Source organism: Mariniblastus fucicola (assembly GCF_008087665.1).
GTDB lineage: Bacteria > Planctomycetota > Planctomycetia > Pirellulales > Pirellulaceae > Mariniblastus > Mariniblastus fucicola.
In genome coordinates this window covers 818,203-839,572 of sequence record NZ_CP042912.1, presented here as the reverse complement: position 1 = coordinate 839,572, position 21,370 = coordinate 818,203, and the positions used below count along the sequence as shown (strand labels likewise).

Sequence of the window (21,370 nt, the reverse complement as noted above, 5' to 3'; positions counted from 1 at the left end):
AGCGAGCCAGGAAGTCATCGATTATCGCCTTCAAGAGATCTCGATGACCTTCCATGCCAGGGCAAACGATCCTCGATCTATGCGTCCACGATCCCTCGCTGACAACTTCAAGAGTGCTGCCGCAGGTGTACCCATTTAAAATGATTGAGCGTGATGTTTTGCATCACGCTTTTTTCGTTTTTCGACTCTGACGATTGCTTGGATTACACGACCGAGGATACACACGCGCGACTTGGAAGAGGTTCCGATTGTGTGACCCGTAGCGTTGATTCCGGAATTGATTTCTCGAATTCCTGATTACAAATTTCCTGGTCCATTCCCGCTGTTGGCGTGAACGTTGAATGCCGAAACCAGAGGCATCACGTGTCCATTGCATATCCGTGCAGCCAATCGCCCAGAGGAATTTCTTCAAGTGTCGAAAGATATCAACGTAGTAGCGCTGGTGAAGGGTGAAGAGAGATACATCTTTCTTTTTAATGACCAGCAGAAAAGTCAGACACTGCGAACGCTGGGGCGGTACGCGTCCAACCCCGAGCTCAGCTTTTCCTGGTACGACGCTGCGGTTTTGAGCCAGAAGGTTCGTAACGCGGCTCGCGCCGAGGACTCTCCAACCAACATTCTTGATTCACGAAGCGCTATTTCGGAAGACCTGTTTTCCAGCGACGACTTTTAGGCTCCTTGCTGGAACTGCACCATGCCAGCCGATTTTGAGTCAGCGATCGCGCGCTTTTTGCGATACCTGAAAAACGAGCGGAATGCTTCCGAGCTGACCATCAAGTCGTATCGCGAAGACCTGACGATCCTGAACGGATACTTTTTGGAAACCGTTGGGCGTTCGCCAGACCCGGGCAATATCTCTCCACTGGACCTGCGCGGATACGTCGCCGCGTTGCATGAGGCCGGATACGCTCCGACATCGATCTCTCGTCGACTCGCGTCACTTCGCAGCTTCTTCAAGTTCGCACAGCGAGAGGGCCTCGCCGATTCCAATCCGGCCAAGCCATTGCGAAACCCGCGCAAGCAAAGAAAACTGCCGCACTTTCTGACCAACGAAGAAATTGGACGACTGCTGGCGGCGCCGAAGAAAACGGCCGCAATGGGATTGCGCGATGCCGCGATTCTGGAGACGCTGTACTCAGCAGGACTGCGTGTTAGCGAGCTTGTGGGAATCAACCTCAACGATCTGGACCTGGAAGACGGTCTGGTTCGCGTTCGCGGTAAAGGCAAGAAAGAAAGGCTCGCGCCGCTCGGTAGTTATGCCGTGAAGGCGCTGCAGCGCTGGCTGTCGAGGCGAACGCCGCACGATTCGGAAAACGTCAAAGCGGGCGCCGTGTTCCTGAACAAGTTCGGCAAGAGACTAACGACACGCAGCATCGGACGCATGCTGGAAAAGTACCTCAAGCAAACCGGTCTGGATTTGAGGACTTCTCCGCACACGCTGAGGCACAGCTTCGCGACGCATTTACTCAATGGCGGCGCCGACATTCGCAGCGTCCAGGAATTGCTGGGCCACAAATCGCTGGTGACGACGCAGATCTATACGCACGTTAGCACCGCTGGGCTGAAACAGGCTTACGAAAAAGCACATCCGAGAGCTCGCGGGGCAGGGTAGCGCACGCGGCGACGAAAAGTTTCGACCAACCTTCAGCAGCATCACGCCAAATTAACGTCACGCTATCGGCAACATTTGACCACCGCTTGCAGGGCTTTTAATTCGCTCCCCTCGCGATACTTCTTCGCCAGCGACTCCATCGAAGCAACTAGCGACCGATAGAACGATTCGTCTGTCGCACAGCGAACCAACTGTTCCTGCAAGCCTTTCGTATCTCCGACGCGAAAAAAGCCAGGATAGTCAGCCCCCAGGATGCCGACGTGGCCATCAATTTTCGAAGCAAGAATTGGCAATCGTGAACCGATGGCTTCAAACAGAACGTTCGGTGCACCTTCGGCTCTGGAGCTGTTTATCAACAAGTCGCTGGAACGCATCAGTCGCTGGACTTTGCCGTAGGGAATGCTTCCCAGCCAATGCCAGTTTAAATTCAAAGCAGACTCACGATCGGCTCGGGCTTGGAAGGAATCCGAAAGCGCGCCTCCGGCATGCGTCACCTCAACGGAGACTTTCGACGGCAGCTTCCGCACCGCCATCGCGGCTCGCAGAGGATCTTTTTCGTGTCGCAAATGACCCACAACACAAGCCTTGAGCATCTTGCCGACTTTCCGCTTCGCAGGAATCGCTACCTTCGCGGCGTCCATCATCACGACCGAAGATTTCGATCGCCAGCCTCGTTTTAGTCGCGTCGCCATCAGCGGCTGCAACATTATGATTTGGCAACAGCCATCGAGCGCTGCAATCGCGGAGGGAAACCGACGCTTACGGCTTGGCAGCAAATCGCGATAGATGTCCGTTCCGGTAAGCACAACGATCGTGGACCGATCCGGGTGCAGCGTTTTAAATCGCGTCAGCGCCCGCGCGCTCCGACGAGCATGCAATCCGATCAACACATCGGCGGCGCAGTCGACGACGTCCCGGTAATCGTGAATGATCGACACCCGATGCCCGGCGGAGGTGAGCAGTTTTCGCCATCGATCAGCGGTCACCCAATTGCCGGAACGCGTTTCACGAGTCGCCGCCGAGAAAATCGCGACTCGCACGATCAGCTTCCCACGGGCGAAGGGATTCCGTTGAGTCGAGGGTCGTCGATCAAGTCAGGCGGACTGGACGATTCGCGTTGCCGGGTCCTTTCTCCACGCAGTGAATCCGTTGCCGTTTTCCAAAAGTCATTGACTTCGCCGTCGGCAAACCTTAAATCGCGGATGCCTTCGTCCCACGCATAGATGATCCATTCGCGAGCTCCACGGTCGTCTTTTTCGTAGAGCACCTGATGCTCGACGATGCGACGATAGAGCGTATCCCGGTCGTTTTGCAGCCATCGCATTCCGGGTTCAAGCGGATTGTCTTTCTGCAACAGTTCTTTGTACTTCACAATCGCTGAAATCTGACGAGTCGATACTCCCGAGTCCCAATCCGCGTGAGCCCTTTCGAGTTGCCGTTGTGGCGAGCTCCAGGCGTTGAAAGCAAACCAACCTCCGGCCACGATCGCACCAAGAATCAGCAAAGGCAGCAAAACGGAAAATCCACGGCGGGAGCCAAACAGAATCTGCAGGCTCACGAACAGCTGAAACATGCGGTCGATGCCGTTCATGTCCCTTCCGCCAATGTGTTTAAATCTGGGGTCACGTCCCCCGATCTTGATACGCATGGTTTTTCCGAATCGTTGCTTTTGGTTTACAGTCGCCTGCGCCAGACGTACAATGGGCTGTCGCGAAAGCGTATTCTATCCTATCACGTCGAATTGGCAGTGGCAGTTTGTAACGATACAGATCGCGGCAACACACTGGACATTCACGGGGATAGTTACCCGTTCACTCATCCCGGAAAACGGTTATGGCAACTCTTCTGACACGCAAAGACGGCGACATTTTGGTGGTTTACTTCCAGGACGTCAGCATCATCGACGAAGCCCGCATCGCAGGACTGGGCGAAGAACTGCTGGAGTTGGTTAAGAACGAGAATGAAAAGATCGTTGTGAACTTTGAGAACGTCAGCTTTATGTCGTCCGCAATGATCGGAAAACTGATTCACTTTTCGACTCGGTGCAAGGAAGAGGAACTCAAACTGCGGCTTTGCAACATCAACGAGAACGTGATGAAAGTGTTCACGCTGATGAACCTGCAAAAGGTCTTCGACATCGACACCGATGAGAGCGATGCCGTCGCCAAGCTCAAGAAATCTGGCTGGTTCAGCTAAACGGCGAACCTGCTGGAGGCCGTTTTTGAGGCGATATTTGCCGTCCAAACCTCGCAAAACTGTGTCAGTTCGGCGCGGAAGAAGGGAATTGTTCTGGATTGCCAGAAATTTCCCGCATTACCCGTCAGATAATGGTTGACACCTGGTTCAGATAGCATAGCCTCAACAACCTTAATTACCTGCTTTACAACCTGTTTCACCTTCGAGGACATGACCCATGAATCGAAATCTGGGATGGATTGCAACACTTTCGTTTGCAATCGCTTTTTCACTTACAACTTTCAGCTCTTTGGAATCTTCTAACGCAGCCACTTTTAACAGCTGCTGCAAGAAGCCAAGCTGCGGTCTGCTTTCGAAGCTTCGTGCTCGCAAAGCTTGCGCTCCAACTCCAAAGTGCTGCCCAGCTCCAGCACCAACTTGCTGTCCTGCACCGGCTCCAGTTTGTGCTCCAGCTCCAGCACCAACATGCTGCCCGGCTCCAGCTCCAGTTTGCCCACCGCCAGCACCAGTTTGCTGCCCGGCTCCGGCTCCTGTTTGCCCACCGCCAGCACCAGTTTGTGCTCCAGCACCTGTTGTTTACGCTCCGGCACCTGTTTGTGCTCCAGCATGCCCCGCTCCAGCACCAACATGCTGCCCAGCTCCAGCACCAACATGCTGCCCAGCTCCAGCACCAACATGCTGCCCAGCTCCAGCACCATCTTGCAAGCCAGCTTGTGCTCCACGCCCAAAGCTGTGCCAACGTAAGAAGCGTTGTGGCGGTGGATTGCTTGCGAAACTTCGCAGCCGTTCAACTTGCCGCTAGAGTCGTTTGACTCTGGTCGCGTTTGCGAAAATTCGCATTGCGGAACATACTGATAAAGGCGGGAGCAATTTTGCTTCCGCCTTTTTTATTTGGTCCATCCAATGCCAGAACACGCAAACCTTCGCGACGAAACCTGGATGCAACTCGCCATCGATCTGGCCCGCCAGGGACTTGGCTCCGTCGAGCCTAACCCGATGGTCGGCTGTGTGCTGGTCAAAAACGGAAAGTGCATCGGCCAAGGCTGGCACGAAAAGTTCGGCGAAGCGCACGCGGAAGTCAACGCGATTCAAAATGCTTCCGAATCGACCAAAGGCAGCACGGCTTACGTTTCTCTCGAGCCCTGCTCACACACCGGCAAGACAGGCCCCTGTGCCGACGCCCTGATTCAAGCAGGCGTTTCTCGCGTCGTCGTCGCTGTTGCGGATCCAAACCCGAACGTTTCCGGCAGCGGAATCGACAAACTCAAAGCCGCTGGCATCGATGTGAGCGTCGGCGTGCTGGAACAGTCGGCACGCGAAGTATTGGCTCCGTATTTGAAGGTCGTGCAGAAAGACAAACCGTGGGTGATCGCGAAATGGGCCATGACGGTCGACGGCAAGATAGCGACCGCGTCGGGGGATAGCGAATGGATCTCCAACAGTCAGTCTCGACACCTCGTCCATTGTTTGCGAGCCCGCGTTGATGCGATCATGGTTGGGTCAGGAACCGCGCGGGCAGATAACCCGACGCTTACCGTTCGATTGCCGGGCACGGATCAGGAATTGGGGTTCGAAGCTCGAATTCCACTACGAATCGTATTCGATTCCCAGGCAACGTCAGCCGTGGTTTCGAACCTGGTTCAAACTGCCAACGAAGTCCCGACGCTGATCGCGGTAGGTCCGCAACATGACGCCAAACAGGTGGCGCGATACGTTGAGCATGGCGTCGAAGTCTGGATCGGAGAGTCGCTTAGTCACCACGAACGAATGATTGAACTGCTCATGCACCTCGCGTCCCGCGGTGTGACCAATCTGATGGTCGAAGGCGGCGGGAAACTGCTTGGCGTTTTAAACGATCTTGGGGAAATTGACGAAATCCATTCCTTTATCGCTCCAAAACTTTTGGGTGGATTTGACTCAGTGACGCCAGTCATGGGACTGGACCGAAATCGTATTGCGGATGGAACCGAATTGAAGCTGCAAACGGCCCAGCGGGTCGGCGACGATGTGTACCTCGTACATCGCCGGTAGCGCCGATATGGATAGCGACGCAAATGGATAGCGCCGCTATGGATAACGGCGTTGTTGTATAACGGGTACAATCGATTGCGAATGCTGAACCTTCAGCAACTGATACTGAAACTTCACATTGAACACTTCACACGGTAACTCTTGACCCTCCGCGCCTACATCCTGTGCCGCTTTGCTGCCAAAAGCGCTCTGTATACTTCCTGGATGGATCGCTGCCCTTTGCCGTGCACGATCGTCAAAGAGAACCTGCACACCTGGGAGCTTCCTCCCGATGCCGGCATCGTCGTGACGCACATGCACTATCGCCACGAGGAACTTTCGAAGCTACGCGAAATTCACGAACGCGGAACTGTGCCCGTCCTGATTCTCGCCGACGGCATTCTGGAATATCGAAACACTTGGGAGCACCCGGACCTTCCTGACGCGTCGATCTTTCAACCACTGTGCGGCCATAAACTGGCCTGCATCGGCCGTGGCCAGGTTCGCGTGGTCGAATCCTGGGGCAATGTTGGCAAATGCGAGTTCGTGGGTCTGCCGCGCCTCGATTCAGTCGACCTCGAAAGCGTTCCTGCGGTTCAAACCGAAGGCCCGTTTCGCTTGCTGATCGCGACTGCCAACACTCCTGCATTCAACGACGAGCAACGCGAAACGGTCATCCAATCGTTGACTCACATCCGCGAACGACTGGACAAGAACCCGAAAGTTAACGGCCGTGATTGCCAAGTCACTTGGCGGCTGACCGACGGTCTGGAACGGGCGATCGGTTTGCCGGAAAGCGAAATTCCGTCGGACGACTGGGAGGCTCCACAACGCAAACCGCTGTCCGATGTCATCGATGAAGTCGACGCAGTCATCACGACGCCGTCGACACTATATCTGGAAAGTGTGCTGAAAAAACGACCGACCGCGGTGCTGGACTTTCACAATCGACCGCACTACGTTCCCGCGGCATGGACCATCAACGCTCCGATCCATTTCAACTGGACACTGCGAGAACTTGCCGATCCGCCCGGCCACAAGATGCTGTTTCAGGACGCGACGCTGCACGATCAACTCGAGTGCGAAGGTCCTGCGACCGACAGGATGGTGGAACTGCTGCAGACGATGATCGAATGCGGCAAAACGGCTCGCGCGGAGAATGAACCAATCAAGTTTCCGCATCGAATCATCGCCGATCCACGGCGAGGTTTCTCCAGAGTGCCGCACACTTTCAGCCTTTCGAAACTCTATCAGGACAATCCTGTTTTCAAGGAGCAGGACGTGCAGCGAATGCAAGTCGAGCTGGTCGCGGCGATCAAGCGTCTGGACACGATGCCTGCCGAACTGGTTGAGAAGAACGAGCTGATTGAGCATTTGATCACGGCGCTCGACGGAGCCCGTTTGCGAGCGAATCGCATGAAGGCCCGAGTTCACGCGATCCGAAAACGGCTGGGCATCAAGCCTGACCCGAAACGCAAGAAAATGGATGACTCCGAGGAGTAGAAAATGTCGCTACGATCCTACGCGAACTTCCGCTAAAATCGTCTGATTCGAAACGCCGAAGGAATCTGACTTGCGTCCCTACGATCCTGAAAAACCCATCCTCTATACGCACATCCCAAAGTGTGCCGGGACCAGTGTCGTCAGGCTGTTGCGCGACTGGTTTGGCAAGCGATATCACAAGCTCAACCAGGACGAAACTCGCGACATCGTTTTGCCACGCGTGGAAACGAAAGACGATCGCGGCTGTTGGCTGAAGAACGTCAAATGCGTGCACGGCCATTTTGATCACGGTCGCGGCTACGGTTTGCCGTACTATTACCCTGAGATCGATCAGTACTTCACGATCCTGCGAGACCCGTTCGACCTGGTCGTGTCGATGTACTTTTTCGCCAAAGGTCGCAGTGCTCGGGGGCAGTTCTGGTTTCGCGGCGAGCCCGTGGACTTGAGGGACCAGTTTCCCAATGTCGAAAGCTACGTGCGGACATATCCGTATTGGCTGTTCAATCACCTGCCGCAGGACATCACGCTGGCAAACTACGAGCAAAAGCTGAATGACCAGTTCGTGTATATCGGTATCTTCGAGGATTTACAGACTTCGATCGACAATCTGGGCCTGGTGCTGGGCAAGCCGCAGACTCAGCTTCCGAAATTCAATGTTTCCACCTACGATGAGACTGTGCCTGAGTCCCTTCGTGTGCAGTTTTATCACGACTATCCGCTGCTCCATCGCGTTTACCAGTTTGCGTTGGAGCGGTATCGCGATCCCAACGTGATGCCGGAACAGCTGCGGCAGTCGATCGTCGACGCTGAACAGTCTGCCGATGAATCGTCGCGGGACAACGGCTCTCCTTCGTACGGCGTCGCCTGAACCAGTCTTTCAATTCCAAGATCAAGAGTTACCAGTGAAGTTCGGATTCTATTCCTGTATGAGTGGCATGCCCTGGGGAGGCAGCGAAGTCCTCTGGTACAAAGCCGCGAAGCAGCTACAGCGGATGGACCATGAGGTCTGTGTGAGTTTCAAGTGGTGGCCGTACAAAGCGTTTCAGCTGGAGGATCTGGAAAAGCACGGGGCTCATCTATGGTTGCGAAATAAGCCAAAGTCAAAAATCAAAGCGATGGTCAGTCGTTTCGGCCCGGCTGAAACGGCAGAGTCCTGGATCACGACACATCGCCCCGACGCGGTGCTGATCACACTGGGCTATCATCCCGACCAAATCGAAATCGCGGACGCCTGCATCCGCAACAAGGTTCCTTACGCGATCAACCTTCAGTGCGCCAGCTCGTTTTTCTTCATCCCGGCCGATCGTCTGGACAATTATCGCCGCTGGTACAGCAACGCGGACAAAGTCCTGTTCGTGTCCGACGAGAACCGACACAAACTGGAAAACAACATCGCTCTGCGACTGGATGAGAATGCAGAGATCGTCTCAAACCCCTTCAACGTCGACTACAACTCTGACGTTCCGTGGCCGGAGCAGAACGGTCAGCAAAAATTTCGCGTCGCGTGCGTGGGCCGAGTTCACTTTCAGTCCAAAGGTCAGGACATCATTGTCGACGTGATGAAGCAAGACAAATGGAAGAAGCGTCCGATTGAGGTCACATTTTACGGTCATGACCAGGGCAACAAAGGCCAACTGGAATCGCTGATCGAAATGCATGGCTTGCATGATAAACTGAAGTTCGGTGGCTATGTCAAAGACGTCAAAGACATCTGGGCCGCGAACCATGCCTTGATGTTGCCGTCTCGTTATGAAGGCGCTCCGCTGGTCGTGACCGAAGCTATGCTCTGTGGGCGTTTCGCAATTACGACCAATCTCGGCCGAAACGCGGAACTGATGGACGACAACGTTTCCGGCTTCATCGCCGAAGGCGCAACCGTTGGGCTGTTCGACGAGGCTCTGGAACGGGCGTGGCAAAAGCGGGAACACTGGCAACAGATCGGACAGCTGGCTCGACAACATATCCGCGAACGCTATCCTGAAGATCCGATTGGCGAGTACGCCGACAAGATCCTCGCGTTGGTGAAATAACAAACGTGACGCCACCCTCCTTTGGGGACGGTGATGACCCTGAATCAAAACAAGACTCCCATGAATAGAACTTCCGTCAAAGCCGCCCGTCTGGAATCATCGATCGGCAACACCGCCAAAGTCAGCGGTTGGGTGCGAACTCGTCGTGACTCGAAAGCCGGTTTCAGCTTCATCGAAATCAACGATGGCTCCTGCCAGGGAAACATTCAGATCATCGCTCCGGGCGAATTGGCAAACTACGAGGACGATATCAAACGTCTGACAGCCGGCTGCAGCATTACGGCCGTCGGTGAAATCAAGGAGTCCGGTGGCAAAGGTCAGGCGACAGAGATCCTGGCTTCCGAAATCGTCATCCACGGCTGGGCCGATCCGGAAACTTACCCGTTGCAGAAGAAACGCCACTCGATGGAAAAGCTCCGCGAGTGGGCTCATCTTCGCCCGCGAACCAACACATTCGGCGCCGTCGCTCGCGTACGCAACAGCATTACGAACTCCATCCATCAGTTCTTTCAGGAAGACGGCTTCCTGTACGTCAACACTCCGGTCATCACTGCGAGTGACTGCGAAGGCGCAGGCGAAATGTTTCAGGTCACGACGATGGACATGGAACACATCGCCAAACAACAAATCGAGAAACTGAACTACAAGTTCGACTTCTTCGACAAGCCATCCTTCCTGACTGTCAGCGGACAACTGGAAGCCGAGACTTACGCCTGTTCGCTGGGCAAGGTCTACACATTTGGCCCCACGTTCCGTGCCGAAAACTCAAACACCTCGCGGCACCTTGCCGAGTTCTGGATGGTCGAGCCGGAAGTTGCCTTTAACGAGCTGACGGACAACATGGATCTGGCGGAAGCGTTTTTGAAGCGCATGTTTGCCGACGCGCTCAAGAACTGTGGCGACGACATGCAGTTTTTCAACGATCGCATCGATCCGGACAAGGCTTTGATTTCGAATCTTGAATCGATTATCGGCAGCGAGTTCGTTCGCTTGCCGTACACCGAAGCCGTGGAGATTCTGGAAAACTGCGGACAGAAGTTTGAGTATCCCGTTGACTGGGGCACGGATTTGCAGAGCGAGCACGAACGCTTTCTGACGGAACAACATTTCAAGAAGCCAGTCATCCTGTTCGATTATCCGCGATCGATCAAACCGTTCTACATGTACTGCAACGACGATGAGAAAACAGTTCGGGCGATGGACGTTCTGGTTCCCGGCGTCGGCGAAATTATCGGCGGCAGTCAGCGTGAGCATCGTTTGGATGTGCTCGAAGGCCGGATGAAGGAACAGGAACTCGATATCGAAGAGTATTGGTGGTACACCGACCTTCGCAAATATGGCACGGTTCCTCACGCCGGTTTTGGATTGGGGCTCGAACGAGCCGTCCAGTTTGCAACCTCGATGAGCAACATCCGCGACGTGATCCCGTTCCCTCGGACGCCCGGCAACGCCGATTTTTAATTCGTGAGCGACAAGTGGGAAGATCGGCACGTAAGTTCGTAGTGTTGTTTTTAGGCGGAAGTCACGCGCAGCCCCACCATTCCGCCTTTAGGCGGCACTACAAACATTCCACACGAACCCACGTCAACGATGAACGCCCAAGCCAAGGTTCGCAGCGTTGATCATTTTCGCGAAGAGACCGAGAAGCAGTTGGCTTGCTGATTTCTACCGCATCAGCACCACGCTCGTCTTTCCCTGGCCAGCGCAAGAGCCTCAACCGCGTGAGTCGCGAACTTTCTTGGCGGCGTCCCAGGGAGAAACCGCTGGCGGTTCACCGGCGGATTTATTGGTGTCTTCACTTTTTCCAACATCGCCTGAATTGCTCTGCGTTGGCTCGACGACACGTTTTTTCATCGGCATACGTTTTCCAATCGAGCGCAAATACAGTCGCTCAACTTTCTCACGGGCCCACGGCGTCCGGCGCAGAAACTTTAAACTTGATTTGATCGATGGATTGCTGTTGAAGCAGTTGATGTTGATCTTCGCACCCAATTCCTCCCAGCCATAAGTCTCCACCAGATGCTCGACCATGTCGGCAAGCTTGACGCCGTGAAGTGGATTGTTGGCCTGGTTGTCCATAGAGGTGGTCAAACGATATAGTTGAAGAGCGTTGGCTGATGCAAAGTTTACTCGACCGCTGCGTGAGTGGACAGGATCAAGATCACCATGGAGCTACGGTCCCAGCGAGTTCCATTTTCTACACAACAAGCCTCTCCATGCGATTGGATCGATCAACAGCTACGCCCGTCAGCAGCACTGAAACTGTCCTTTTCCAGCGGCGGAAGCTTCTCCTCCAGCACGCCTTTGGCTTTGGGCCATGCGATCATCGCTTCGATTACCATCCAAACCTGCAACCCCAAGGTGATGATCGCGACGACGGACAGCATTAGCTTGTCCTCGAAGTTAAACGTGTATTTCAACTGCCAGATCAACGCCCAGAATGGCAAGATCAACATCAACACCATCGGAAGCACCACAAACCAAACCGGCTTGTTGCGGCGCCACAGGTAGAAAGTCGTCACCATCAGAGCCAACCCGGCCAGCAGCTGATTCGTCGCCCCAAACAGAGGCCACAACATCAGGCCGCCCGTTCCGCGGACTCCCCCCGCTCCCGGCTGCCACGCAATCCAGAATCCCAGCACCAACGCGAAAATCGTGGCGACGTAGCGATTGGTCAGCGGTTTGACATGGAGCGTTTGGCCAAGCTCCTGCACGACGTAGCGTTGCAAACGCGTGGCAGAATCCAAAGTCGTGGCTGCAAAACAGGCCACCAAAACGGCAACGATCGCGATACCCAGCTTCAACGGAATGCCCACGGCAGAAATAAAGTTACCGCCGCCTTCGACGAACGCGCCAACTTTCGCGCCGAGGTTAAAATCATTCCAATCGCCAGCCGTTTGATACTTCGCGCGCCACGCATCCTTTCCGGTCAATGCGACTTCGTTGGCTCCAACCGCGGCGACATATTCGCTAGGAGCAAAAACGCCATCGCCCACTGTCACGCGATCAAACTTGCCCATTCCGACGCCAGCACAGCAAGCCAGAATCACCATCACGGCAAGGGCTCCTTCGAGCAACATGCTGCCATAGCCGATCGCCTGAGCATCGGTTTCGTTCGCCACCTGTTTGCTACTGGTACCGCTGCTAACCAGGCAGTGAAATCCGCTCACGGCTCCGCATGCGATCGTGATAAACAAAAACGGAGCGATCGGTGGCGGATTCCTGGGCAGCTCGTCACCGGTGTATGCGGGTGTGGACGTGAACAGATCGGCCTGCCCGGAAAGCGTTGCGATCCCCAGTCCAATCATTAGCAAAACCAACGCGACGTACAGCTGCAAACTGTTGATATAGTCGCGAGGTTGAAGCAAAACGGAAACGGGCAATACCGAAGCAATGCCACAGTAGATGAACAGGACCAAAGTCCAAACTAGCGTCGAATTCCACTCGCCAAGCCATTTGTCGGCCCCAACAATTTTGTCTAACGAGATTGGCATGATGTAGGCACCGAACCAAACACTGGCGTAGATCGCCAGCAGTCCCAACATTGCGATCGGCAAAATGCTGCCAGATCCTTTTCGGATTCGCCAACCGATAAACACCGCGATGGGAAGTGAAATCCAGACCGGCAACACGGATTCGGGATACAGCTTAAAGATCGCCGCGATGACCAGGCCAAAAATCGCCAGCACGATCGTGAGTGCGAAGAACAGCACCAACAGAAACAGAAGTTTTGCTCTCGGCGAGATCAATCGCCCGGCAATTTCACCCACCGTTTGGCCTCGATTCCTCAGGCTAACTACCAGTGCGCCGAAGTCATGAACGGCACCGATAAAGATGCTTCCGAAGATGACCCACAACAGCGCCGGGAGCCAACCCCAGAACACAGCGATCGCCGGTCCCACGATCGGGCCTGTTCCGGCGATGCTGGTGAAGTGGTGACCGAAGACGATGGACTTTTTTGACGGCACGTAATCAACGCCGTCTTCGAGCTCGCAACTGGGAACGATTGCGTTGGGGTCGAGCGCGAACACTTTTCGCGACAGCCAACGTCCGTAAGTATGGTACGCGACAAGAAACCCGACAAAACTGCCGACGGCGATTAGAAACGTGCCCATAACTTCGATCCGCTGGAAAATGGTGGTTGAGCCATTGTAGCAACTGTCTTCGGCATTGCGGTATACTCGGACTCAAACAGATTGTTGAAGAGCCAAAGAGCACACATGAATAGCATCACGCGTCCGGAACCGACCGAGTATTTTGAGTACTTCGAAACTTACATTGGCAAGTTCACGCCGGATGATTTCTGGACGGAGTTCGATGGCCAGCCAGCTCAACTGGAGTCGTTGCTGGGCAGCCTTCCCGAGGGTGAAGACTCCAAGCTCCATGATCCGTATACGTGGACTCTCAAGCAGGTCGTCGGCCATTTGATCGACACCGAGCGAATTTTTGCGACGCGGTTGCTACAGATTGCTGTTGGCGACCCGACGCCAAATCCGGACTTCGAACAGAACTCCTATGTCGCCGGACTCGATTACGAAGGTGTGGCCATGAGCGACCTGATCGAGGAATTCGCGACCCTACGAAGATCGAATTCTCTGATGTTGCGGCGTTTGGGTGACGAACAGCTTTCACGTTCCGGCACTGCATCGGGCAGAGTACTTTCCGCGCGAGCGATCCCGTTTCTAATGGGCGGCCACGTCACGTACCATTTCGAGATCATGCAAAAGCGATTGGGGCAGTAGACCGCACCGATATTGATACGGTTGCAGCAAACTCTGGCGTTGAAACTTGTCTAATATTCACCGACCACTTCACCGCCGTTGATTGTGCCGAGAGATCCCCAGACTCCGTACGGGCTCGGCGCGTTCATTGCCATTTGCGGTGCGGTTGGTGTTGGAGCCGACGAGTTACCGGCATCGATTTCCGAATCGATAAAGTGGGTTGAACCATCAAGAAAAGCGACGCTCACGCCACCAGGATGAGGACCGCTGGCTGAGTAAATTCCGTCGACTCCGACGCTACCGTTGACTGCTGCGCTGGGGCTGTTGGGTCGAAGAATCGTGTTGAACAAAGCCACCCCGGCGCGGCCGTCAGCCCAATGCGATCCGCGTCCGATCTGACCAAGCTGAATATCAGGACTGAAACTCCAACGGTCTCCATTGTCCTCAATCAGTGTCAAACACTCGGTTGGATTCTCCAAAATGGATGACGGTTGATTGATCGCGAAAGGTTGTTCGGCCATGCTACCAGAGTGCTTTCCGATTTCCCCCGCCATGATTGTATTGCTCGACCCGTCCGAGACGTCATCGAAGTCAATCTGCATTGCCCCGTTGAACGCGCCCCGTTTCGAATCTGACGAAGCAATATTCCGGGCTCTGTCGCCGATGCATAGACCGTAGTGAGACGGCAGGTGTCGATTATCGTCGACCACGACGCTGGGGCAATAAAACTCGGGAACACGAACTTTCCAGTGCGGCACACCATCGTCGTAAAGTGGCGGGCAAGCTGGATAGGTGTTGCCGCCGATCGTACTTGGCTTGGTGATTTGCTCATACAATTCGTTCTGCTCGATGAACGGCAAAATCGCGACCAGCCCACTGAGCTTTCCGCTGCTTCCGACGTCTTGCAGCGACTCAATCCCGGTTCCCGCAGGAAACTGCATCTGAGCCGATTCGTAGTTCAAATTCGCCAAGGCAATCATTCGCAGATTGTTCATGCACTGGGTACGCCTCGCCGCTTCGGGAACACCAGTCCGCATCACTGGAAGCAACATGGCGAGCAGGATGGCGATGATTGCGATCACCACCAACAGCTCAACGATCGTGAAAGCAACGCGATGTCGTTTCTGACTTTGAATCATGACAATGTCCCTTTGATAGACCTGGCGATTGATCGCCGAAGAATAGAGTTTCTGCACTCATACACTGCCAACGGGATCAACCAGCTTCCCCAAGCCGCAAATCGGTACGTCCAGCTGCTTTCCAATTCAAAAGCAACCGTGGCTCCCGTGATCAATCGTAGAAGCAGCGGCGAGCAAAGCAGGATAAAGGTACGAGTTGCCCACGCTCGGTGCTGGTTGAAACGTCGGCGACTGGCGTACCATGAAGCAAAGCCAACACACAGAGCGGTGGCGAAAGTCTGGACAAAAAATGCTGCACCGGCGACCGGGCCGGTCAACGCTCGCGTCGCCATCACCAATCCGCTCGGCAACAAAACGAGCAACACGAGACTGGCAAGCAATTTGCCAAGTCTCCGGTGCCAATGGCTCAGTGCTTTCCGCGAACCACTGAATATCAAGAACGCGGCGACCAGCAAGGAGATCGGACCACACAAGATGTGCGTATAGAACGCCACCCGATAACTTCCGGAAAAGAACGCTTCTCGACCAACCAGAAAATTGGACTCGAAGTTGGCCGGAAAATAATTTCGATACTCGAAAACGATTGACCCGAGCACTTTCACAAACAGCATCACCAACAACCAAAACGCGATCCGTTTCATCGCCTTGAGGCGACTCGAAGGTTCACGTGCTGTGACGGCAAGCTGAGACAAACCGATCCCTCTTTAGTTGTTCTGGCAAATGAATGCGTATTTTTGGTACGGCATTTCACAACAATCGTTCATCTAAAAAAGTTCCCGTTGAACGCGTCCGTCCGATTCGACGACGCGAAACAGATCCGTTCGCAGCGTTGGTCTTTCAGTCGGTTTTCCGTAGCTGACGCCGCAATCGAGCCCATATCGTTTGCAGAATGTCGTCATTAGCTGGCGAGTTTGGTCGGCCCAAACTCCATTCCCCGTCATCCGTTCGCCGAAAGCAGAGCTGTTCATTTTCCCGTCTCGCATCGTGCGAATCCGTTCGACCACCTTCTCCTTGCGATCAGGGAAATGCTGCAGCAACCAATCGAGAAAGACGGGCTCAACCGTCAGCGGCAAGCGAAGCGAAACATAGCCGGCTCGCGTCGCACCTGCCTCGGCGGCCGCCTTGAGTACGCCTGGAATTTCCTGCTCATTGATGCCGGGAATGATCGGCGCCACCATCACCATGACCGGGCAACCTGTCGCGGCGATCTGTCGAATCGCATCAAGCCTGGCGGCTGGAGCACTGGTGCGTGGTTCCATGATTCGAGTCAGCGACTGGTCGAGCGAAGTCACACTTATCGCGACAGAAACCAGATTCATCGAGGCCAACTCCTCGATCAGATCCAGATCGCGGCGAATCAAAGCGTTCTTTGTGATCAAACTTACCGGATAGCGAAAGTCCCGAGCTACCTCAAGGCACTGTCGGGTCAACTCAAACTGCTTTTCACAGGTCTGATAACAGTCCGTTACACCGGACATCATAACGGGATCAACCTCGCGTCCTTTCCGATGCCCCTCGACCAACCAGTTTCGAAAAAGCTGGGCGGCATTGGGTTTGATCACGATCCGCGACTCAAAATCGAGGCCAGGGCCAAACCCGAGGTACTCGTGCGTCGGCCTGGCGTAGCAGTAGCTGCAACCGTGCGAGCAACCTCGATAGGGATTCAGACTGTAGCGAAACGGAATGTCAGGACTGCTGTTTTCGCTGACGACGGAACTGGAGCTGTCTTCGAAGTATTCCGTGTTTACTTTCGCGCCGAGCGATTCCATGTACTCTGGATCATCGATAACTTCTTCGTCGTCAACGCGGGAAACCGATTCGAACCGGCTCACAATCCGAAGACTGGAGCCTCGACCGGCGATTTTCTGATTTGGTTTTTCGTGGGACATGGCAACGTCAATGATACGGCAGAATTGAAATTTATGCCGCGAGAACCTGACCTCAGGCTGAGCTGCCGAAAGTCGACACTGCTTTCTGGCAATCCGTTAAACGGACGGGATGTTTCGCCTATAATCAAAGCGTCCGCCATTCATCAACGACTCAGGTGCCATGAGCTTTTTCAAAAAACACGTCGCTACTGCAGTGCTGTCTGCTTTGTTTTCCTATGCTGCTGTTCACGTTTCGCCGGCGAACGGCGGAGACCCCTGGCTGGTTTTTGAGCCTGCGGGAGACGCCAACGGCAAGCACGTCGTTTTCGTTTCCGGAGACGAAGAATACCGAGGCGAAGAGTCCTGTCCGATGCTGGCCAAGATACTCAGCCAACATCATGGATTTAAATGCACCGTTCTGTTTTCAATCAACAAGGAAACCGGATGCATCGATCCTTTCGAGCTTGGCAACACTCCGGGCCTGGAGAATCTGGCGACTGCTGATGTGATGATCCTGTGTACGCGATGGCGAATTTTGCCCGACGATCAAATCAAGCATATTTACGATTTCCTCGAAGCCGGAAAGCCATTGATCGCTTTCCGCACCGCGACGCATGCCTTCAAAACCGGCGACTATGGCGGATACGATTGGGCGAATTTTGGAAAAAAAGTCATTGGCGAAAATTGGCTTTCACATCATGGCCAACACAAAGTCCAGGGAGGGCGAGGATTTATCGTCGAAAAGAACGCTCAACATCCAATCCTGAATTCAGTGCAGGACGTTTTCACGACGTCTGACATTTACGGTATCGCAGCACTTGATCAGGAAGCTGCGACAATTTTGATGCGTGGTGGCGTCACTGAGACACTTGATCCAGCGTCACAATTGGTGGCTGGCAAATTGAACGATCCGATGATGCCATTCGCGTGGCTGAAAGACTACGACTCGCCGTCTGGAAAGGCTCAGGGCAAGTGTTTTGCGACTACCGGAGGGGCAGCAGTCGATTTCCGCGGCGAGGATTTGCGTCGAATGATCGTCAACGCAACGTTTCACTTGGCCGGACTGGACGTTCCGGAAAAGGCAAATGTGGAGTTTGTTGATCCGTTCGCACCATCGTTTTACGGATTCCCCAAAAGCGACTATTTCGTCAAACGAAATCTACGTGTCGAGGACTTTGAACTTGGGAAATCTGCCAGCAGCTATCCCGATCCCAAAATCCTGAAAAAGTAAGTGGACCGTCGCGAGGTTCATCGTATTAGAAGTCTGCCGCCAAGCGCTTGCATTGAAAAAATGAGTATTCGCAAATAAGATTAGTGCCCGCCCCACTAACAGCGGCTTGCGGCAGGCTTCGGCTTCTAAACGAAAACCCATCTTCTCTTTCCTCCCTGAGACAATTCATGGCACTCAACCGTATTGGCAAAAAGCTTTCGAAGAAGAACAGACAAACGAAACGTGGACTCGACTATCAGCGGTTCGAAGAAAGAAAAATGCTGGCCGCGGACCTGGCTGGGTTTGCGAAGGCAACGGCAGTGCCGTCTAAGGCTCCTTCGGTTCTCGAACAACTGGCCTCTCGCGATGACGTCGCGTGGGCACAGAAAGGACTGAATCAGCTGATCGAAGTCGCCAGCGAGTCGAACGACCTTGGCACAACGACAGTGTTCCAACAGTCCTGGAACGGGCTGGCAGTTTACGATTCCTGGATAACGGTCGTCCAGGATGCTGATGGGCAAATCACGAACGTCAACGATCAAGCCAGACAAAACATTCGTGGTTACGCGACTGATGGCAGCATGATCAACGAGAACCTTGCGACGCGGATCGGCTCGCAGGATCTCGGCAAAGCTGCTTCGGTTGAGTCATCGGCTTCGATGGCCTGGTACTACGCCGGCAACAAAGCGAGACTATCGTGGCTGGTCGAAACTACCGTGTTCGACACCGACGGGGAAGTTTTTGGCGAACACGAAACATGGATTAGCGTTTTCGACGGCTCGATTTTCAATCGCGAAGTCACAGGTTCAGCGGTTTCTGAACTTTTAAATGCACCGATATCTGAAACCGGTGTCTTTGCACGTATCGTGATCAATGATGCGATCGGCGCGTCGGGGTCTCGCACATACGCGGAGCCCTTCGATTCGGTGGTCTCAATTTCCGTGGGCTGTACCGGGACGCTGATTTCATCCAATACGGTTATCTCCGCGCGTCACTGCGGCATCGGCAGCGGCGACACGATCAGTTTTGGCGACAACAGCAACAATCCGGACGCGACGTTCACCGTTGCTTCCGCGTCACAACCAGCGGGTGGCAACGCGAACTCAGCACTGCTCGATGGAGGCGACGTTTCGATCCTGACTTTGACCACTGACGTTCCTACATCAATCGCGACCCCAATGCGGTTTATCGATGCGACTAGCGATTTGGTCGGCATGACAGCAGTGACAGTTGGCTATGGTTACAACGGTGTCGGCAGTTCTGGGCACGGATTCACCGCGGACGGAACACGTTGGGGTGGCGAGAATGTGATCGACGCGTTTGGTTCGCCATCGTCTTCGTCGGGCTCGAACATCATCTCGACGGATTTCGACAGCGGCTCTGCCGGAAACAACACGATTGGTGGAAGCAACTCAACGCCGCTGACTTTCGAAGCCACCACGGCACCCGGAGATAGCGGTGGCCCGGTTCTGGTTGACGTCGGCGGTGAGTGGGTGATCGCGGGCGTGCTTTCTGGCGGCACGACAAGTACAAGCGTTTACGGAGACATCTCGTGGTGGACGGGCACTGCAGTTTACAGATCGCAGATCGAGTCCGCAGGTGGAACTTTCGTCGGCGACGGCGCGGGATCAGTCAGCTTTGATCAGGACGGATATTTCGTCGGTGATTCCGCGGTTGCGACGGTTCGCGATGGCAATGCGGTCGGAGACGTTTCCGTTGTGATTACTACGACGTCCGGCGACAGCGAGACATTGACGATTTCTGCCAGTTCGGTCGGAGTTTACCCGACTTCTATTGATACCGCCCAGGGCAGTGCTTCACAGAATGATGGCATCTTGCAGGTTGAAGAGGGCGATGAAATTTCCATCACCTACGTCGATGTGGATGACGGAGACGGAAACACAGTCGACCGCACGGACTCCGCAACGATCAACGAGATCGGTCCAGTTGGCCTGATCGGCGTCGACTTTGATGATGCCGCCAATGCACCGCTGAATTGGCTGAGCCTTTCCGGGGGCACAGGAACGTTTCAGGACCTCAACAACGAACAGGGCGGAGCTTCGCAAGTCGACCTTCAGATCATCGGTGCATCGACTGGTTACGAAGTCAATCTGATCGCCAGCACCATTCCCCAGCATGCCAATTCCATTGCCAACATTGACGGTCAGATCTATACCGGTGCCGATCCAATTGAGTTTGTCTATTCTGACTTGAGCCCAAGCACGGACTATGAAGTCTACGTAATGGCCGCCGAAGGCTTCTACGATTCGATCCAGCAGACGGTTTCCATTCAAGGGGAAGGCAGCCCGATTACTTTCGAGCAACGGTTCGATCAAGGAGAACTGTTCGTTAACGACCAGGTCGGGAGCAGTTCCTCGACCCTTGCGGAATTTGCGATTGTTGTGACATCGGACGCAAATGGTACTATTTCGATCAACGTCGATCCGATCGGAGCGACGCAAGACGTGGTCGTTGCTGGTCTGGCTATCTTCGAAGTCGCCGAACCGCCGACGGCGCCGACGATCTCGCTCAACGCTGCGGAAGTCGAACGTTCGATGCTCACGGACGCCGTGATCACTTTTGATGAAGTGCTGGACTTCGGCGCCAACGCATTCGAATTGGTGAAACGTGGTCCCGACGGTGGCGACGTGGAAGTAACTTCCTCGGTCGACAACAGCAGCGGCTACTCGGTCGTGACGCTGGCTTTCTCCGGCGAATTCACGGAAACTTCGGGCTCGCTTGTCGATGGAAACTATCAACTGACGATTGTTGGCGATGAGATCACATCGGCCGCAGGCGTTGCTGTTGATGGAGACGGTGATGGCGATGCTGGAGGCAATCTGGTCTTTGGTGACAACGAATCCGACAACTTCTTCCGGTTCTTCGGTGACATCGATGGCGATAGAGATTCCGACGTGTTTGACCTGCTGCAACTGCGGCAGGCCTGGAACACTTCGGCGGGTGACACCGGATTCAACGAAGGTTTTGACTTCAACGTGGACGGCGAAATCGACATTTTCGACCTACTCCCGTTCCGCCAGAACTATCGAGACGCATTGGAATTTGTGTAATCGTTCCATC

The 21,370-nt window shown here is 54.4% G+C and carries 20 protein-coding genes; 11 read left to right on the top strand and 9 right to left on the bottom strand.

Going from position 1 to position 21,370, the window contains the following annotated elements:
- Positions 1 to 412: 412 nt before the first annotated feature.
- Together MFFC18_RS03080 and xerC are read left to right on the top strand one after the other, a co-directional pair.
- Positions 413 to 673, top strand: a complete 261-nt coding sequence (locus tag MFFC18_RS03080) for a hypothetical protein (protein WP_148618608.1) — start codon at positions 413 to 415, stop codon at positions 671 to 673.
- Between the two features lie 21 nt (positions 674 to 694).
- Positions 695 to 1,612: a tyrosine recombinase XerC gene (gene xerC, locus MFFC18_RS03075; protein WP_075085270.1), complete on the top strand. Its 918-nt coding sequence runs from the start codon at positions 695 to 697 to the stop codon at positions 1,610 to 1,612.
- A gap of 62 nt (positions 1,613 to 1,674) precedes the next feature.
- Here xerC and MFFC18_RS03070 read toward each other — a convergent pair whose 3' ends face one another.
- Entirely contained in the window at positions 1,675 to 2,652 is a 978-nt protein-coding gene (locus MFFC18_RS03070) for a glycosyltransferase (RefSeq protein WP_075085271.1), read from the bottom strand.
- A gap of 2 nt (positions 2,653 to 2,654) precedes the next feature.
- On the bottom strand, positions 2,655 to 3,260 hold the full coding sequence (locus MFFC18_RS03065; protein ID WP_148618607.1) for a hypothetical protein: 606 nt from the start codon (positions 3,258 to 3,260) through the stop codon (positions 2,655 to 2,657).
- Between the two features lie 185 nt (positions 3,261 to 3,445).
- Between MFFC18_RS03065 and MFFC18_RS03060 the strand changes: the two genes are divergently transcribed.
- The gene (locus tag MFFC18_RS03060) at positions 3,446 to 3,808 is read left to right on the top strand and encodes an STAS domain-containing protein (protein ID WP_075085273.1); all 363 of its coding nucleotides are present in this window, start codon (positions 3,446 to 3,448) and stop codon (positions 3,806 to 3,808) included.
- On the opposite strand, the gene MFFC18_RS24765 is transcribed toward MFFC18_RS03060, so the two are convergent.
- On the bottom strand, positions 3,805 to 4,080 hold the full coding sequence (locus tag MFFC18_RS24765) for a hypothetical protein (RefSeq protein WP_157665190.1): 276 nt from the start codon (positions 4,078 to 4,080) through the stop codon (positions 3,805 to 3,807). The two genes, MFFC18_RS03060 and MFFC18_RS24765, sit on opposite strands and share 4 nt — an antisense overlap.
- A 42-nt stretch (positions 4,081 to 4,122) precedes the next feature.
- Entirely contained in the window at positions 4,123 to 4,599 is a 477-nt protein-coding gene (locus tag MFFC18_RS25200) for a hypothetical protein (protein ID WP_075085275.1), read from the bottom strand.
- Positions 4,600 to 4,711: 112 nt separating this feature from the next.
- Here MFFC18_RS25200 and ribD point away from each other — a divergent pair, with 112 nt between their 5' ends.
- From ribD to asnS, 5 genes are all read left to right on the top strand, one after another.
- Positions 4,712 to 5,839 (top strand): bifunctional diaminohydroxyphosphoribosylaminopyrimidine deaminase/5-amino-6-(5-phosphoribosylamino)uracil reductase RibD, encoded by a 1,128-nt coding sequence (gene ribD / locus MFFC18_RS03050; protein WP_075085276.1) that lies wholly within the window; start codon positions 4,712 to 4,714, stop codon positions 5,837 to 5,839.
- Positions 5,840 to 5,980: 141 nt separating this feature from the next.
- Entirely contained in the window at positions 5,981 to 7,321 is a 1,341-nt protein-coding gene (locus MFFC18_RS03045) for a hypothetical protein (RefSeq protein WP_148618606.1), read from the top strand.
- A gap of 70 nt (positions 7,322 to 7,391) precedes the next feature.
- Positions 7,392 to 8,189, top strand: coding sequence for a sulfotransferase family 2 domain-containing protein (locus MFFC18_RS03040; protein WP_075085278.1), 798 nt, complete (start codon positions 7,392 to 7,394; stop codon positions 8,187 to 8,189).
- A gap of 34 nt (positions 8,190 to 8,223) precedes the next feature.
- Positions 8,224 to 9,351, top strand: coding sequence for a glycosyltransferase family 4 protein (locus MFFC18_RS03035; protein WP_157665191.1), 1,128 nt, complete (start codon positions 8,224 to 8,226; stop codon positions 9,349 to 9,351).
- A 60-nt stretch (positions 9,352 to 9,411) separates the two neighbouring features.
- Positions 9,412 to 10,812 (top strand): asparagine--tRNA ligase, encoded by a 1,401-nt coding sequence (gene asnS, locus MFFC18_RS03030; protein ID WP_075085341.1) that lies wholly within the window; start codon positions 9,412 to 9,414, stop codon positions 10,810 to 10,812.
- A gap of 252 nt (positions 10,813 to 11,064) precedes the next feature.
- Here asnS and MFFC18_RS03025 read toward each other — a convergent pair whose 3' ends face one another.
- Together MFFC18_RS03025 and MFFC18_RS03020 are read right to left on the bottom strand one after the other, a co-directional pair.
- On the bottom strand, positions 11,065 to 11,430 hold the full coding sequence (locus MFFC18_RS03025) for a VF530 family protein (RefSeq protein WP_084417230.1): 366 nt from the start codon (positions 11,428 to 11,430) through the stop codon (positions 11,065 to 11,067).
- Between the two features lie 152 nt (positions 11,431 to 11,582).
- Positions 11,583 to 13,466 carry a carbon starvation CstA family protein gene (locus MFFC18_RS03020; RefSeq protein ID WP_075085280.1) on the bottom strand — a complete coding sequence of 628 codons (1,884 nt, stop codon included), beginning with the start codon at positions 13,464 to 13,466 and terminating at the stop codon, positions 11,583 to 11,585.
- Positions 13,467 to 13,571: 105 nt separating this feature from the next.
- Here MFFC18_RS03020 and MFFC18_RS03015 point away from each other — a divergent pair, with 105 nt between their 5' ends.
- Complete coding sequence (locus MFFC18_RS03015; RefSeq protein ID WP_084417231.1) at positions 13,572 to 14,093, top strand: DinB family protein; 522 nt, start codon at positions 13,572 to 13,574, stop codon at positions 14,091 to 14,093.
- A gap of 50 nt (positions 14,094 to 14,143) precedes the next feature.
- Here MFFC18_RS03015 and MFFC18_RS03010 read toward each other — a convergent pair whose 3' ends face one another.
- From MFFC18_RS03010 to MFFC18_RS03000, 3 genes are all read right to left on the bottom strand, one after another.
- Entirely contained in the window at positions 14,144 to 15,211 is a 1,068-nt protein-coding gene (locus MFFC18_RS03010; protein WP_075085281.1) for a DUF1559 domain-containing protein, read from the bottom strand.
- A complete protein-coding gene (locus MFFC18_RS03005; RefSeq protein WP_148618605.1) occupies positions 15,208 to 15,903 on the bottom strand; it encodes a DUF2306 domain-containing protein in 696 nt (231 codons plus the stop codon). The genes MFFC18_RS03010 and MFFC18_RS03005 overlap by 4 nt, the downstream gene beginning before the upstream one ends.
- A 72-nt stretch (positions 15,904 to 15,975) precedes the next feature.
- On the bottom strand, positions 15,976 to 17,100 hold the full coding sequence (locus tag MFFC18_RS03000) for a PA0069 family radical SAM protein (RefSeq protein WP_075085283.1): 1,125 nt from the start codon (positions 17,098 to 17,100) through the stop codon (positions 15,976 to 15,978).
- A gap of 160 nt (positions 17,101 to 17,260) precedes the next feature.
- On the opposite strand from MFFC18_RS03000, the gene MFFC18_RS02995 reads away from it, so the two are divergent.
- Together MFFC18_RS02995 and MFFC18_RS02990 are read left to right on the top strand one after the other, a co-directional pair.
- On the top strand, positions 17,261 to 18,310 hold the full coding sequence (locus MFFC18_RS02995) for a ThuA domain-containing protein (RefSeq protein WP_075085284.1): 1,050 nt from the start codon (positions 17,261 to 17,263) through the stop codon (positions 18,308 to 18,310).
- A 167-nt stretch (positions 18,311 to 18,477) separates the two neighbouring features.
- Positions 18,478 to 21,360, top strand: coding sequence for a trypsin-like serine protease (locus MFFC18_RS02990; RefSeq protein WP_075085285.1), 2,883 nt, complete (start codon positions 18,478 to 18,480; stop codon positions 21,358 to 21,360).
- Positions 21,361 to 21,370 lie beyond the last annotated feature (10 nt).